We start from the raw sequence: 15,951 nt of genomic DNA, 5'->3' as shown, positions 1-15,951 counted from the left end.
ACCTAGGGAATATTGTGACTGAATGCAACTATAATAAAAAAAAGCCGAGTATAAAACTCGGCTTTGGCTATCTTAGTGAAAGCTTATTGCAAGTTAACAATAATAAAAGGCGCTTCGAGATCATTTGCATTAACCACAAAGCGATACTCTCCTTCTGTTTCAATTAACAAGCTCAAGTTATTATTAGAAGCCGCTAAAGATGTTTCACTCCCGACTATTACTTCTGAACTATCTCCACCAGCTCCTAAATTGACAGTGCTCCAATCACTGGTAGCAACTTTAAACTCATATGCATCACTTTGTGCACTAAGCTGTTTAGAAAAAGTATATAAACCATCACCACTGTATGTGAATTGATCGCCCGTCCCCCATTCACTACCAGCTTCATTTAAACTGCCACGTAAATACAACGACACATTTCCAAATGGCCCTATTTTTACCACTGTTAATGTTGGGTTTTCTTTATCTGAAGCATTAAACGAGAACAAATAGTTATCTGCGGTGTCAGCCGTAAAGCTAATATTAGCTCCATTAAAACTAAGTTGCTTTTCCGTTCCTAATTGAATAACAGCCTCTTGCTCTGAGTTAGCACCAAAATTCACGATATCCCAACTCTCTGAAGCAACTTTGAAACCAAAGCTTTCCCCAGCCGTTAGCGCCTTCATAATTTGATACTCACCGTTACCAACATATTCAAATTGGTCAGAGATGCCCCACTCATTTAAATCACCGCGAAGATACACCTCAGTGCTACCATAAGGTACTATATCTGCTGCACCAACAGTTGCATCAGCACTCAAGCCAACGCCTTGGCTCTCGCCTTGTGGTTTAACAAACACAGCCATGGTGTAAGCAGGTACATTAAACGTGCCTTCGGTTTCGTTTGCACTAAAACTCACACCCGCCATGCTACTATCTACACCATTTTTAAGAGTAGGATGTAATTCAAACCCAGTAGCCGTAAGTACCGTGTGTGAAAGCGCTTGCTGCGTCGCATTAATAACAACAACAACAGCATCTACTTCTGTATCTAAATCAACGAGACCTTCACCATCGTCAATACTCATTACTATCAAACCATGCTGCTGGTTTTCACCTACATTGTGAAAGCCTACACGGTCAATTACATCTTGCTCGGTGGTTAATCTAAATAATGGACTGCTACTGCGAATTGCTAAGAACTCCTGGAACACATCGCCTGCATAAGCAATATCTTGTGACATTGCCTGTGCATCAGAGTTAGCAGAAATAGGCATGATCTCAGCCCATTTCTCTTGGTTCTTCTCGGCATTTGGTAAACCGATATTCCAGTTATTGTTCTCTTTGGTTAAATCAACAGCATTAAACCAATCACCGGCATTATAGCTATCGCGGTCCATTGATTTTGAGCGCAGTAAGTCAGCACCCAATTGCATAAACGGGATACCTTGGCTCACTAATGGTATAGCTAATGCCATATTATGAGCACGTACACGTTGCTCTATACTCATGCTTGATGCATGCTTATATTGCAACTGATCCCACAGTGTTTCGTTATCATGCTTAGATACGTAGTTAATGCTATCTGCTGGGTCTAACGCATAAGCCGTCGGCTGGGTGTTCCAGCTAAAGCTATTGCCCTTTGCCGAGTTACCTTTAAAGTCTTTGAGTATGTAATTTTGTAAGTTACCCGCCAGCGATAAACGTAAAGTATCTTGATCTGCTAAATTAGCATCTGTCGGGTTATTACTAAACATTGCACCACCACGCACGGCTTCACGAATACGGTCGTTAAATGTACCGACCTCTGAGCCTGCCATATCAGCCTGTTTAGCTTGGGTGAATAAACGATTGTTAGCTACTTCACCAAAATCCCAGCCTTCACCGTAAAAATAGTTATCAGGGTCAACCGCTTGCACAGCTTCGCGCGCTGCTAAAATTGATGATTTAGGCATGTGGCCCATTACATCAAAACGGAAACTGTCATAACCAAAATCACGAGCAAGAATAACCATTGAGTCTGTGACAAATTTGTCCATCATTACATGTTCTGTAGCTGTGTTTTCACAACATGTTGAGCGCTCTATCGTACCTGATACTTCATTGTATCTGTGGTAATAACCAGGCACTAGTTTGTCGAAGACTGATTTTTCCCAGACGCCTGATGATGTTGTGTGGTTATAGACCACATCAAGTACCACACGAAGTCCTACTTCTTGTAATGATTGCACCATGGCGCGTGTTTCAAGTACACGAGCAATACCTTCGCTGCTTGATGCATATGAACCCTCTGGAGCTATAAAATGGTGCGGATCGTAACCCCAGTTAAAACCGTCTAAATCACGCATCACGCTGGCAAGTGCTTGTGCATCATCAGAGCCCGGTAAGTAGCTTTGCATTAAATCTGCAATGATACTGTTTTTATCTTCGATTTTGCAGGCATCTGCTTCATCGTCTATTCGCTCACATAATTTACCTAAGGTGTCAGTGATTTCAACGCGTTGCTCTGCATCTTCTTCAATGGTGCCAATATCAGTCACTGGGAGTAAATGAAAGTGTGTTAAGCCTTTATCAGCTAATTGCTTAAGGTGCTGCATTGGCACGCTTTCAAGTTCAGTGAATGCGAGGTATTTACCACGGTTTGCTTCACTCACTGACTCATCACGTATACTAAAATCACGCACATGACCTTCGTAAATTATTGCATCCTCAGGGTTAGCCACCGTTGGTACAATGCGCTCGTCCCAGCCCTCTGGCTTAGTGTATTCATCATTTAAATTGATCAACTGCGAATACAGGCCATTACTAGATACATTTAACGAATAAGGGTCTGTACTCCATAGGCTTTCGATTGCTTTGGTGGTTGGATGATAAACATCAAACGCAAAGCGATAATAATGGCGGTCGTATTGGCTGTCTAAACTGACAGACCAAATACCGGTATTGTTGTCTAACGTCATGGCTGTGCTATGCACTTGTGCTTTATCGGCGTCAAATACATTGATCATCATATTGCTAGCGGTTGGTGCCCACACTGATACATCAATTGCATTGTTATTATAATGCACGCCTAACATGGCTTCATTCGCGTCACTTTCACCTTCGGTGTACAGTGCATCAAGGGCTTTTGCTGTTTGCACTAAACTTGCTTCAAGTAGCTTACCGTCCGCATCGTAGCCTGCAATTGCTAACTGCTGCTTAATGAGCTGTTTAGCTGTTTCGCCATCCCAATTACCTTGGTAAGCAGTCCACTCAGCTAAATGAGGTACTTTTGCAGCTTGCTCATCACTTAACTGTGTTGCTGTAAGCTCAACGGTCTCACCATTTAAACCTGTATCTAAGTCAACCTCTAGCTCAGCGGTTGCAGATGAGTGTAACTTGATGATTTGCGAAAGCTCATTACTAGGCTTATACAACACCGTATTTAAGTCAATCCAATGCGCTGATGCACCATCAATTGCAACTGGGCGTTCCCCAAGGTCTGCAACTGGGAACTCAAATACAGATGGCTCACCGTCAAAGGTAAAGTTCATGCGCACAAAACGTTCATCGTCTTGCATTAGTGGCATAGTTAAGTCCACGTCACCATGGGCTTTGCCGGTGCCTTCTGTACCAATATGTATGATGAAATTAGCACATTCGGTATAGTCTTCTTTAAGTGCCACAATCCAGTAAGCACCATAATTTGGATCAATACCGTCGTATTCGTGACCATCAGCCCAATCGGTTGCATCAAACGGTGGCGCATAAGCATCACAACCGTCGGTATTCCATGAATGTAAGCGGTAGCCTTCGTACCCTTCATTTTCATCGCGTTTATAAAATAATACAGCTTCGTTATCTCCAGCAAAAACAACTGGATCAGGCAAATCCGGGTTGTAGCCATTGATACAGCTTTCATTGTTCGCATCTGGAAATAACGGTGCGTCGCAAGAGATAGGCTCGGGATCAACGCATTGAGTTCCTTCGGTGTTAGGGACTTGTGGTACGTTACAAGTTAAAAGAGTTTGCCCAGCTTCTACATCGCTACTACCTGAACCACCACAGCCATAAAGTAACGTTAAACTCACAGCGAATAGCAAATGAGTCATTTTAGTTATTATATTCATTATGTATGCTCCAATTTGCATTAATGGCTATAGGTAAAACCTAAATAAACCTGACGTCCAAAGTACTGGGTAGTCCCAGTAATACTTTCATTACCAAAGTAGCTTTGAGTGGGTTCATCGGTGAGGTTATTAACCTGTAGCAACATGCCAAATGAGTCTGTAAATTGGTAAGAGGTTTGAAAATCGACCACAGTCTCGGCATCAAAATTAACCACTTGTTCATTGATAGCCACTTGCTCTGACACAAAGTCTGAGCGGTAGCGCACGTTAAGGCGGGTTTCAAAGTTATCTAAACTATAAAACAAAGTGCCGTTTAACACGTTTTTAGATAAACCAGGTAAACCTTGAGTCGTCGTGTCGCCACCTAAGCTAGTGATAGATTCAACTTCGCTTTCGGTGTAGGAGTAGCTGCCGTTAAAGCCTAAACCATCAAAAGGCGCAGGTAAGAATGAAAAAACTTGTGTATAAGCAAGCTCAATACCGCGAATATAACCGCCATTGGCGTTATTAACTGCGGTTGTATATGTGCCATTGGTGGTAGCTACTTGCTCGCCGCTGACTGGATTTTCTATATAGTCAGGGACGTTAAAGCCATTACCCTTAAAGTCAAACCCCTCTATCGCAATCGTATCGATAAACGAATCTATATTTTTATAAAAACCAGCCACAACTAACGCACCATCTGATTCATCAAAATAATGCTCATAAGAGATATCGTATTGGTCGGCATAAAATGGTTTTAAGAATGGATTATTAGTACTTGAGCCGTTAATTTTACCTGTAGTTTTATCTGCCTGTGCACTAGCATCTCCCGCTAGGCGATTGATTGGTGGACGCGACATAACTTTAGCTGCGGCAAAACGCAATTGCGTGTTATCCGTTAACTGAAAGTTTAAGTTAAGTGATGGCAGGTAGTCGGTGTAGGTCGTGCCAAGCACATTTGGTAAATAGTTTTGATTTACAATGCCGATGCTGTCGGTAATATTTTGTGCGCCTAGCGCTAAATCCCCGTTGACGTTCTCTAAAATAGTGGCCGATTGGTCAGTATCTACACGGCGAATACCAATATTACCCAGCACGGGCATATTGCCAATCTCAGCATTAATATTAAGCATAGCGTACGCTGAAAGCACTTCTTCATACACTGAGCCACTTTGCAACATAGTCCATGAATAGTTTGTGGTGTAACCCTGTGCATCAACCACCCCATCAGCGTTACCCCATGTAGTTACAGGTGTCGGAGCACCTTCAGGGAACCACGCATTCAGCGCTTTATCAACATCTATTGCTAAGTAGGATGGAAAGTAGCTAAACTCGCCTTGCCAATCCACCACATCAACCATGTCATCAGTTAAACGAAGTGGTGGCTCACTTGCTGAAAACGCACCATCATCACCATATTCAAACACAGAACGGTTATTGCTATATTCACGGTCAGAATAACGCGCACCAAATTCAACTGAGCTGAACCAGTTATTATCTAGTTCATATTTCAAATCGAGACGATAAGCTGTTACTTCATCTTCATTTTGAAAAGGGTAAATACCGTACTTACTCACCATAACACGGTCTATGTCGCTAAATGCGGCTGCCTGATTAAAACCTACATCGGGCAGGTTGAGACCATTAAGCTGATAATTTATTGACACATTATTATCAAGTACCGGTTCTTCAGCGCTAGCATCTTCTGCCACTAATGCCCAAAGTAAACCATTGCGAAAGTTACTTTTTGCTCGTGACAAAGACACATCCATGTTGACATTTAAACGCTCTGTTACTTGCCAATCCGCGTTAACGCCGTAACTGTCTACTTCGTCAAAATCTTGATTGTCATCGTTAACGATTTCAATTCGGGTATAGCTTTTTGAGGTACGATTAACGGCTGCACCAATAACTGAATTACCCTCTAACTGCGCATTGGTAAAAGTTGCAGATGGGCCACCAAGTTTAACTCGCAAACCACGGGCAAATGACTCAGTATCAAAGCGTGATAAAAACACATCCCCCTTCAACTTAAAGTTATCTACAGGTATCCACTCAATCGCTGCCATGTAACCGTTACGGGTTTCTTCACCGCCTAAGTGCTGGAGCTCAAAACCCTCACTGATGTATTCGTTCTCTGGGTTTACTTCAGGGCCACCAGTATCATTTGCCAAGCCATCTATTTCTTTATTATCGTTATAAGCGAGGCCAATAAATTGCGTTGCTACACTAGGTTGAAATAGACGCGCATAACCGAGTGCAACCCCTAGGGTGTCGTCAAGGTATTTACCTTGATATGAAAAACTAATGCGATCGCCAAACTCTGTGGCGTCATGCACTTCTGAGGCACGGTCGTTATACATACCTCTGGCGTTAACCACAAACTTATGTTGCTTTTCATTATCAAGCGGACTGGCTGTTTGTAGCTCTACCGTACCTGCAACACCGCCTTCAATGAGCGATGCTTTTGGTGATTTATAAACGGCAGCAGAACTAATTAGCTCCGACGGGTATTGATCAAACTCAATACTGCGACTACCACTTGTAGATACTTGCTCTCGACCATTGAGGGTTGAGAATACAAATCCACCCGACATGCCTCGAATATTTATTTCGGCGGCTTGGCCACCTGTGCGTACAGCTGAAATCCCCGGTAGTCGAGTAAGCGCATCTGCCATTGATACATCAGGTAGCGCCCCTAAATCATCAGCAGATAGCTGCTCTGACACTGTATCTGTAAAACGTTTTTGGTTAAGTGATTGAATTAAGCTTCGGCTAAAGCCTGTTACTTCAATAACCTCTAGATCATCATCTAACTGTGGATTGACTGTCGCTTGTGCATCACTTTCAGCTGCGGCCAATGCACTGCTGGCTGCAAACATTGCGAGCATTAATGCACTCAGTTTAAATTTCCCCATGAGCTTCCTACCCTATTGATTTTATAATTGTGTGCGATTTATTTTTAAATTGTGGATAAAATAAAACCAACAAAGTGTAACCAAAAAGTAAAATAAGTGTGATGAATACGTATGCACTAATAAGGGTAACGTCTAGCTCTGAGAAGTAACTTGTCGCCAAATGTTACGATTGGGCAACTAACGTGAAATGAATAGAGGGTTTGGTATGGAAAAAAGTAAGCAATAAATGTTCAGTCTGAGCCCCAAATTTTTTATTTGGTCCAGAAAACTGGATGATTTAATATTACGTTGTTAAAACGACACGTACGGCAAGGGCTATAAAAATCACCGCGAGAACTTTATCAAGCCAAGGTGATGACTTAGTAAACGCAAATCGTTTTTTTGACAGTTCTGTGAGTGCTGCCACTAACAAATACCAGCCAGTATCAATAACAAATACGGTTAAACACATGATCATGCCCACTTTAAAAGTTAGGTTTGCAGGGTCAATAAACTGTGAGAATAAGGCTAAAAAGAACACCGCAAGTTTGGGGTTCAAAAATGCAATAGCAAAACCATCTTGCAACGCTTGTTGAGCACTACCACTTTGCTGCGCAACTTGAAGCTCATCAGCACTGGGTTTTGCTAATAAAATCTTAATACCTAAATATGCTAAATACGCAGCACCTAAGTAAACTAACACTTGATACACAGTGGGAAACTGTAACATCAATGCACCAAGACCAAGCAAAGATGCCGCTGCATAAAAGCCAACACCTACCCCATGACTAATAGCCGCAAGCATGCCATTTTTCATACTGCCATGAATACTGTGCTTCAAAACCACAGCCAAACTGGGCCCAGGAGACATCGCACCCATCATACAAATGGCGACTAAACTGAGCCAAAGTGATAGTGTCATTTATAACTGATACTCAAAATCATAAAAATGAGTTCCGTCTTCAATGCGAATACTCATTTTACCACTAAGCCCTTCAAGCTCATTACTACCAGAATCAGGTATAACATTTAAAATTAATGAATCTTGGCCTTTATCCATGGTGCCAAAGTGCTGCAATACAAAACTACCTTGCTTACCTGCAAGTGTGCCAACCACTTGCTCAATAGCAACATAGCCTGCACTGCCTTGGGTGGTAGTCATCGCGCTGAGCATTTCGCCAGTGCTAGTTGCATCAAGAGAACCTGTAAAGGTTTTATCAATCGACATACGGCCTAAATTTACACCATCAATGCCTTTTGCATAGCCTTCAATGGGGTTGAGTTTAACGTTAAATTCACCGGTTACTTTATGAGTTGCCATGTTAGTCCCTTAGTTGTTATGAAGTTAGTTATTGAAATTACAATTTAAGTAACCATATCTATACCCTATTGCACAAAAAGAATCCAGCATGAGCACCAGTAAAGCCGAGCCAAAAGACAAAGCTGCTTTTAGTAGTTTAATTCCAATTTTTCAATTCATTAAACCCTATAAATGGGTGGTATTTTCGGCGCTTGTTGCGCTACTTGTCACCGCTGGAGTTAATTTATCGCTAGGCCAAGGGGTTAAATTTGTCATCGATCATGGCTTTATTGCGGGCTCCCAAGCGCAATTAAAACAAGCGGTGCTAGTACTAATAGGGCTGATCAGTTTATTAGCTGTTGGAACATTCAGCCGTTTTTATTTAATGTCGTGGATTGGCGAACGTGTTAGTAATGATATTCGTAAAGCGGTGTTTGATCGCATCGTCACTCTGCACCCAAGTTACTTTGAAGAAAACCGCAGCGGCGAGCTCATGTCGCGCTTAACCACTGACACCACCTTACTGCAATCCATTATAGGCTCATCGTTTTCAATGGCATTGCGCAGCGCACTGATGCTTATTGGCGGCTTAGTGATGCTGCTCGTCACTAACTTAAAACTCACTTTAGTGGTGGTTGCTTGTGTGCCGTTAGTATTAGTGCCGATGATGGTTTTTGGCAAAAAGGTACGCAAACTCGCGAGTTCTAGCCAAGACGCGATTGCCGACATTAGCACTTACGCTGGGGAGATCATTCAAAATATCAAAGTGGTGCAAAGCTATAGCCATGAACAACGCGAGCAACAGGCCTTTGCTCTTGAAACCGATAAAGCATTTAATGTAGCTAAAAGCCGTATTAAGCAGCGCTCATTTTTAATTGCCGCGGTTATATTTTTAACCTTTAGTGCCATTAGCGTCATGCTTTGGGTTGGCGGCACTGACGTACTTGCAGGCACTATGACCGGAGGGGAACTCGGTGCCTTTGTGTTTTACGCTATTATGGTAGCAATGTCGGTAGCCACCGTTGCCGAAGTATATGGTGAGCTACAACGCGCCGCTGGCGCTGCAGCACGACTACTTGAGTTATTAGCGGTAAAAAGTGAGATTGTAAACCCTGAAACACCGCTTGATGATCAATTGCAAACAAATAAAGAGTCAGCTGCCATAGAGCTCAATAACATTAGCTTTAATTATCCGTCACGTCCTGATGTAAGCGCACTTAAAAATGTATCACTAACTATCGCACAAGGCCAAACAGTAGCAATTGTTGGCCCATCTGGTGCAGGTAAAACCACTCTTTTGAACTGCTACAGCGCTTTTATGACCCAGCCACCGGCGATATTAAGTTTCATAGTATTAACATTAAAGATTTATCACTCAATACCCTGCGTAATAGTATGGGTATGGTGGCACAAAACCCGATTTTATTTAGCTCAGATGTAATGCACAACATTCGCTACGGCAACCCAGATGCAAGCGATGAGCAAGTTTATGCTGCGGCTAAGCATGCCCATGCTGATGATTTTATACAACAGTTACCAAACGGCTATGAAAGCTTTTTAGGTGAACAAGGAGTGCGTTTATCTGGCGGGCAAAAACAGCGGATTGTGCTCGCTCGCGCAATATTAAAAGACCCTGAAATACTATTGCTTGATGAAGCAACCAGTGCTCTTGATGCGCAAAGTGAGCACCATGTACAAGCCGCGCTGGAGCATTTAATGCAAAATCGGACTACGCTGATTATTGCCCACCGCTTAGCTACAGTAAAACATGCAGATGTAATCGTAGTGATGGAGCAAGGTGAAATTATCGCAACGGGCACTCACCAACAATTATTAGCGACAAATCCGCTTTATCAAAAATTATGTGAGCTGCAGTTTAATAGGGATTGAAGGAAAGCGGTAAAATTGAATTCATCAGATACAATTTAAATCACTACCGATCTTTAAAGGAATGAGCATGGACAAAAAATTTGATAGTTTCAAACCAAGTATACCTAGTAATCACCTAGCATTCCCAGTAACAACAACTTCAGTGAAGTCCAGAGTTTCAGTACTGAAATCAGTATTCAAGCAAGTTGAGGCGATGCAAGATGAATATAAAGACTTATTAATAGAACTAAATGAAAGAGAGCTTGAGCGGACTAAGCATGAGGATACAGATGATAATTACAATTCCAACTTTAGCCATGAGCTATACGACTTAGATTTTACTTTCTATCGAGTTCATCGTATATCTTCCGTTTTAACGATGTACACATACCTAGAGAATACTCTAAATCGTATTTGTCAATTAAAACAAGCTGAAAATAATATACCAATCACTGTTACTGATCTTTCAAAAAGCGGTATAGAACGTGCTAAAACTTATTTGGAAAAATTTAAGCTTGTTGATTTTTCTGGATGCAATGGTCATTGGTCAAAAATAAAGAACTTAAGTAGATTAAGAAATACTTTAGCCCATGCTGAAGGCGATATTGAGTATAGCAATAATTTAGATGAAAAAAGGATATCTCAAATCCAAGGATTAAGCCTTTCAGGATCAACCATAATGATTTCTGATACATATATTATCGAGGCGCTAGATAATATTGAGGACTTTTTAGTGTATGTGTGTGAAAGCTGAAGTAAGTATGTAACTTAGCATTGATATCAAATATTAATACTTATCCACATAAGCATTTTAAGGTTAGATAAGAAGCTAGCGACAGTATACTTGATTACTGTCGCAGCTAACTTGGTAACCAAAACTATAAGGTAAGTATTAACCTTCAGTATTTGGCACGATTTGAATTTCTACACGGCGGTTTTGCGCGCGACCGTTAGCACTGTCGTTACTGGCGATTGGCTGGGTTTCACCGTAGCCGCGAGTGCTGATACGCCCAGCTAGAATTTGTTGATTCACTAAGTAGCTTTTCACACTTTGTGCACGCTGCTCAGATAGTGTCATATTGTAGCTATCTTTACCTGTGCTATCGGTATGACCTTCAATGCTAAGGAAGGTTTTTTCATATTTGTTCATTACTTTAGCAATCGCATCTAAGGTGTTATGAAAACCCGATGAAATATATGATTGGTCTGTCGCAAAGGTAATATTTGACGGCATAACTAAGCGTAAGTTGTCACCTTCACGGACTATTTCAACACCAGAACCGGCGAGTTCATCACGAAAAGCCTGCTCTTGCTTATCCATGTAATCACCAACAGCTGCACCGGCTAAGGCCCCTATTGCAGCGCCAATAAAAATACGCTTGTCATCGTGGTCACCTGTTGCTTTACCTAGTACAGCACCTGTTGCAGCACCAATACCTGCGCCCATGCCAGTATTATTGGTTTCACAACCTGTCAGTAATACACCTACGATTGTTGCTGTTAGTAGTGGTTTAGTTAACGTCATGGTAAGTCCTTGCCTCTAAATACTCATTTGCTAGTAAGTATGCAAAGCTGTCCATGAACAAACTATGAAGAATCAGTTAAAAGCCCAGCGACTCTCGATCTACGGCGGGTAATTTATAAGGTGCAACGAGTTTCGTTAATTCGCCGCTATCAGCCAGCTTTTTTAGTTGCTCATCAATACGCTTAGCCAAATCAGTGCTATGAAACTGCTTGCTTAGAGCAAGGTAGCCATAAATGGTATCGCTGTGACGGTAATCCATTTTCACGAGTTTATTAGCCGGTTGATTTAAAACACTCATTGCATGATCCGTTGTGCTTTCAATGCCGACCACTAAATCCACTCGACCTTTTACTAGTAAATCAATAGCCGTCTTTTCGGTCAATACAGGAACTTTAATTAACTTATCATCCTCATTAAAGCGCTTAAAATATGCAGCTCCGCGCATAATGGCTATTTTCTTTCCATATAAGTCATCGTAGTGCTTAATTTCTAACTTGCTTTCATGACGCGCATAAAATACAAACGACGAGGTGATCACCATATAAGGAGGCGTAACAAACTGCATCAATTTCTGGCGTTCAGGTGTAAGTATTAACCCTCCCATCGCGTTAACTTCACCATTTTCAAGCATTCTGATACAACGAGAAAATGGGCAACCTACTAATTCTAATTTAAAATCAAGTTGCTGCTGCATTAACTGAAAAATATCAACAATAGCGCCAGTGATTTCACCACTTTCTGATATTTGGCTATATGGTGGACCATGATCCACAGCTAATGAGACCTTAGTTATAGCAACGGCCGCATGAGAACTGTTGCTCACACAAAGCATAATGCCAATAAAAACGGAAACTATAAATCGCATATCTACTTTATTTTAGCTATCACCTACTCTTATTGTAGACAAGTACATAGATTAATAACCATAAAATTGTCACTAAAGTTTGTAATAATGAAACATAAACGTGCTAAAGGAAAATAAATCCATTATGTTACTCGCTATTTTTAAACAGTTTTTTTTACTTGGTTGCATGAGCTTTGGCGGCCCTGCAGCACACCTTGGATATTTTAAACGCCACTTTGTCGATAACCTTAAGTGGTTAAACACCCAGCGTTATGCACAGTTAATTAGTTTAAGCCAAGCATTACCAGGGCCTGGGTCAAGCCAAGTGGGGTTCGCTATCGGTGTTGAGCGTGGTGGCTTATTAGGTGGAATCGCAGCTTTTATAGGCTTTACGCTACCATCATTATTGATCATGATATTACTTGCTATCAGTGCTCATCAATTTGATGCAATTTACTTTGCTATTATCGCCGGATTAAAGTTGTTTGCAGTAGTAATTGTCACTGATGCAACACTCAGTATGGCAAAAAGCTTTTGCACCAGCAGAGTATTAAAAGTATTAGCCGCTTCGAGCACCTTGTTGCTTATAATAATACCTAGCCTTGCAAGTCAAATAGCGGTACTACTGATAGCTGCAACTATTGGCGCTATTTGGCCAATGTTAAACTTAACTGATAACAATGAACCGCAATCCGTAACCAAAGCAGGCGTTAACTGGATTGCTTTGCTGCTATTTGCCTTACTGCTGATAATAAGCTTTCTGCCCATGACTGAAAGCAGTGCATTATTTGCCCCATTTTATCAAGCTGGCGCTATGGTGTTTGGTGGTGGGCACGTTGTACTGCCAATACTTCAAGCTGGTTTACCAACACTCAATACCGAGCAATTTTTAACAGCCTATGCCAGCGCTCAAGCAGTACCTGGGCCTATGTTTACTATAGCAAGTTATTTAGGGACACAATTTGAGGGTATTCAGCCTATAGTAGGTGCATTAATTGCCACAACATTAATTTTTCTACCAGGACTGTTACTAATGTTTGCTTTGCAGCGTAGTTGGTTGCAGTTAGCCCAGCACCCTCGTTTTGCAAGCAGTATTGCTGCACTTAACGCTGCGGTTGTGGGCTTTCTTGCGGCGGCACTATACTCACCAATTTGGACTTCAGCAGTTCACAACGTTTGGCATATAGCGCTGGTAATCGCCGCATTTGCATGGCTAAAATTCGCCAAGCCACCTATATGGTGGCTATTAATTGGCTTTATTCTGATGGGTCTTGGGCAGCATTATTTGCCACTTTAACGGTCGGTTTAATCCCCGTCGAACCATTTATTGCAGGGCTAAACTGCCCTGTAACACTTTGATAAGGACGTAAATCAAACAGCGGTAATACCGCAAGTAGATGATCCATTATTTCGGCTTGTAAATGTTCGAATGATATCCATCGCTTATCTTGGCTAAAGCAGTAGAACTCAATGGGTAAACCATGATTTAGCGGCTGTAGCTCACGCACCATTAAGGTTAATGAGGTGTTTATTTTGTCATGTTGCTTTAAATAGCCTTCAGCATAACGACGAAACAAGCCTAAATTTGATACCGGCTCAGGCAAACTGTTCATTTTTATATAGTCTTTTAGGGCAATGGTTTGACCAATAGTTTTTGTAAGCTCGTCATCAGCTAAGCGAATACTATTCATATCAATATTAAGAGAGCGTTTAATACGGCGGCCGCCAGACTCTTGCATACCACGCCAATTTTTGAATGAGCCAGCTACCAACATGTAAGTTGGGATAGTCGTAATTGTATTATCCCAATTACGTACTTTTACTGTGTTTAAGCCTAAGTCGATGACTTCACCGTCTGCGCCGTAATTATCAACTTGGATCCAATCTCCGTAGGTCACTAAACGATTTGCAGCTATTTGGATACTCGCGACAAAACCTAAAATGGTGTCTTTAAATACCAGTAAAGTAACCGCCGCAATAGCACCAAAACCAGACAAAATATAAGTAGGTGACTTTTCAAGTAAAATACTAACAATTAAGATTGCACAGATTATGAAGGTGATCAGCTTCACAACTTGAATCAATCCTTGTATTGGCACTTCACGAGCAAATTCTAGTTGGTTATAAATTGCTCCAGCGATACTCACTATACTGCTAATGATAAAACCAACATGAATGATCAACAGGGTTTGACCTATGGTTTTAAATACTTCGGCGGCAAATTCACCAACAGGATAAATACTATCGAATGTAGCCAAAAACAATACACAGCAAAGCATGCCTGCAAAGCGACGATTAAGCTTTGTAAGTAATGGCGAGAGGGAGCCAATTCGCTCAGGTGAGAGTTTAGTTACCACGGCCTGAATGCCTGGTAACATTAAGCGCCGAGTAAATAAATACACAATCAGTAATGTACATACTCCAATAGCAGTAGCAGCTAGTGAGCCGAATAGTTCAGCATCCGGCATTCCCTCAAACCAAGGGGTCACAAGCTGCTGTAGACGAGTCGATGAAGTCACGGTAGTTCAATCTCCTTATTGTTGATTATTGCAGTCTCAAAGCCTTGCTCTGCATAGGCTATAGCCAGTTCACTATCTTTTTCTAACCATAACCGATTAATCGACTCTTGGAAACGAGTCCTAAACTGGCTATCTTGTTGGTAGTTACCTAATAACTCGAGGCCCACAGGCACTACAGTAATATTAACGCTCACTTTATTTAAGCGCCCGCGTAAAAAGCTACCACAAATATGATTACTCTGTGCTTGGTATACCAGCGTGGTATTAAGAATGGCATCAAATTGTTCACCTAGAACTTCAAGCGCAAATGCGACACCACCAGCTTTGGGCTTTAATAAATACTTAAATGGGCTTTGCTGTGTTTGGTGCTTTGCCTTGGTAAAACGCGTGCCTTCAACAAAATTAATGATAGTGGTTGGATGACTGCGAAAATTACGGCAGCTATGCTTAGTGCGTGCAACATCAAGGCCTTTTAATGCAGGATTTTTAGCGAGCTGAGCTTTACTAACACGCTTCATAAATGGCATACCCATAGCCCAAGCGCCTGAGCCAATAAGCGGCACATACTTAAGCTCATCTTTTAAAAAGAACTTAGGAGCAGGTAATACATCAATGGCACTAAGCACTATAATATCGAGCCAACTAAAATGATTCGATATCAGCAAGTACCAACCAAGTTTATTTACATCACCATTAATAACTGTTGTGATTTGCGCATTGCTCAATTTTAACCCGAGCCGGTTACCACTACACCAACCTTGATACGCACTATGTAACAAGTTACTTACCCACCCCATGGGCAATACTAGTTTTATTAAGCCCAGTACTAAAACAACACAGCCCCACAGTAAGGTATTACTAAAAAGTACAACCCCCACAATTAGGCCATTCAGCCATTTTGGAATAACACTATTTAGCATGTGCACT

Annotated in this window: 10 protein-coding genes and 1 pseudogene; 3 read left to right on the top strand and 8 right to left on the bottom strand. The window is 41.6% G+C overall.

Annotation, left to right across the window (positions count from 1 at the left end):
• Positions 1 to 83: 83 nt before the first annotated feature.
• The 4 genes from ACU8V8_RS17640 to ACU8V8_RS17625 form a co-directional block, all read right to left on the bottom strand.
• On the bottom strand, positions 84 to 4,088 hold the full coding sequence (locus tag ACU8V8_RS17640) for an alpha-1,6-glucosidase domain-containing protein (protein WP_446888371.1): 4,005 nt from the start codon (positions 4,086 to 4,088) through the stop codon (positions 84 to 86).
• Positions 4,089 to 4,108: 20 nt separating this feature from the next.
• Entirely contained in the window at positions 4,109 to 6,988 is a 2,880-nt protein-coding gene (locus ACU8V8_RS17635; RefSeq protein WP_446888370.1) for a TonB-dependent receptor, read from the bottom strand.
• A gap of 283 nt (positions 6,989 to 7,271) precedes the next feature.
• Entirely contained in the window at positions 7,272 to 7,889 is a 618-nt protein-coding gene (locus ACU8V8_RS17630) for a LysE family translocator (RefSeq protein WP_446888369.1), read from the bottom strand.
• Entirely contained in the window at positions 7,890 to 8,288 is a 399-nt protein-coding gene (locus tag ACU8V8_RS17625; RefSeq protein WP_446888368.1) for a DUF3224 domain-containing protein, read from the bottom strand.
• An 88-nt stretch (positions 8,289 to 8,376) separates the two neighbouring features.
• Here ACU8V8_RS17625 and ACU8V8_RS17620 point away from each other — a divergent pair.
• A pseudogene (locus ACU8V8_RS17620) lies at positions 8,377 to 10,157 on the top strand (ABC transporter transmembrane domain-containing protein).
• A gap of 67 nt (positions 10,158 to 10,224) precedes the next feature.
• The gene (locus ACU8V8_RS17615) at positions 10,225 to 10,890 is read left to right on the top strand and encodes a hypothetical protein (RefSeq protein ID WP_446888367.1); all 666 of its coding nucleotides are present in this window, start codon (positions 10,225 to 10,227) and stop codon (positions 10,888 to 10,890) included.
• 138 nt (positions 10,891 to 11,028) lie between these two features.
• Here the strand turns inward: ACU8V8_RS17615 and ACU8V8_RS17610 are convergent, their stop codons facing one another.
• Together ACU8V8_RS17610 and ACU8V8_RS17605 are read right to left on the bottom strand one after the other, a co-directional pair.
• Positions 11,029 to 11,661, bottom strand: coding sequence for an OmpA family protein (locus ACU8V8_RS17610; RefSeq protein WP_446888366.1), 633 nt, complete (start codon positions 11,659 to 11,661; stop codon positions 11,029 to 11,031).
• Between the two features lie 76 nt (positions 11,662 to 11,737).
• Complete coding sequence (locus tag ACU8V8_RS17605; protein ID WP_446889669.1) at positions 11,738 to 12,493, bottom strand: substrate-binding periplasmic protein; 756 nt, start codon at positions 12,491 to 12,493, stop codon at positions 11,738 to 11,740.
• A gap of 157 nt (positions 12,494 to 12,650) precedes the next feature.
• Here ACU8V8_RS17605 and chrA point away from each other — a divergent pair, with 157 nt between their 5' ends.
• Positions 12,651 to 13,802 carry a chromate efflux transporter gene (gene chrA, locus ACU8V8_RS17600; protein ID WP_446888365.1) on the top strand — a complete coding sequence of 384 codons (1,152 nt, stop codon included), beginning with the start codon at positions 12,651 to 12,653 and terminating at the stop codon, positions 13,800 to 13,802.
• Here the strand turns inward: chrA and ACU8V8_RS17595 are convergent.
• A complete protein-coding gene (locus ACU8V8_RS17595; protein ID WP_446889668.1) occupies positions 13,762 to 14,973 on the bottom strand; it encodes a mechanosensitive ion channel family protein in 1,212 nt (403 codons plus the stop codon). The two genes, chrA and ACU8V8_RS17595, sit on opposite strands and share 41 nt — an antisense overlap.
• Before the next feature lie 47 nt (positions 14,974 to 15,020).
• Entirely contained in the window at positions 15,021 to 15,944 is a 924-nt protein-coding gene (locus tag ACU8V8_RS17590) for an acetyltransferase (RefSeq protein WP_446888364.1), read from the bottom strand.
• Positions 15,945 to 15,951: the final 7 nt, after the last annotated feature.

It is taken from the genome of Pseudoalteromonas sp. SaAl2, assembly GCF_052947895.1.
Note: the sequence above shows the minus strand (reverse complement) of the source record. Positions and strands in the feature narration are given on the sequence as shown.

Bases quoted from the DNA above. Each gene is read 5' to 3' on its own strand.
- ACU8V8_RS17640 (WP_446888371.1), bottom strand. From the start codon at position 4,088: ATGAATATAATAACTAAAATGACTCATTTGCTATTCGCTGTGAGTTTA.
- ACU8V8_RS17635 (WP_446888370.1), bottom strand. From the start codon at position 6,988: ATGGGGAAATTTAAACTGAGTGCATTAATGCTCGCAATGTTTGCAGCC.
- ACU8V8_RS17630 (WP_446888369.1), bottom strand. From the start codon at position 7,889: ATGACACTATCACTTTGGCTCAGTTTAGTCGCCATTTGTATGATGGGT.
- ACU8V8_RS17625 (WP_446888368.1), bottom strand. From the start codon at position 8,288: ATGGCAACTCATAAAGTAACCGGTGAATTTAACGTTAAACTCAACCCC.
- ACU8V8_RS17615 (WP_446888367.1), top strand. From the start codon at position 10,225: ATGGACAAAAAATTTGATAGTTTCAAACCAAGTATACCTAGTAATCAC.
- ACU8V8_RS17610 (WP_446888366.1), bottom strand. From the start codon at position 11,661: ATGACGTTAACTAAACCACTACTAACAGCAACAATCGTAGGTGTATTA.
- ACU8V8_RS17605 (WP_446889669.1), bottom strand. From the start codon at position 12,493: ATGCTTTGTGTGAGCAACAGTTCTCATGCGGCCGTTGCTATAACTAAG.
- chrA (WP_446888365.1), top strand. From the start codon at position 12,651: ATGTTACTCGCTATTTTTAAACAGTTTTTTTTACTTGGTTGCATGAGC.
- ACU8V8_RS17595 (WP_446889668.1), bottom strand. From the start codon at position 14,973: ATGCCGGATGCTGAACTATTCGGCTCACTAGCTGCTACTGCTATTGGA.
- ACU8V8_RS17590 (WP_446888364.1), bottom strand. From the start codon at position 15,944: ATGCTAAATAGTGTTATTCCAAAATGGCTGAATGGCCTAATTGTGGGG.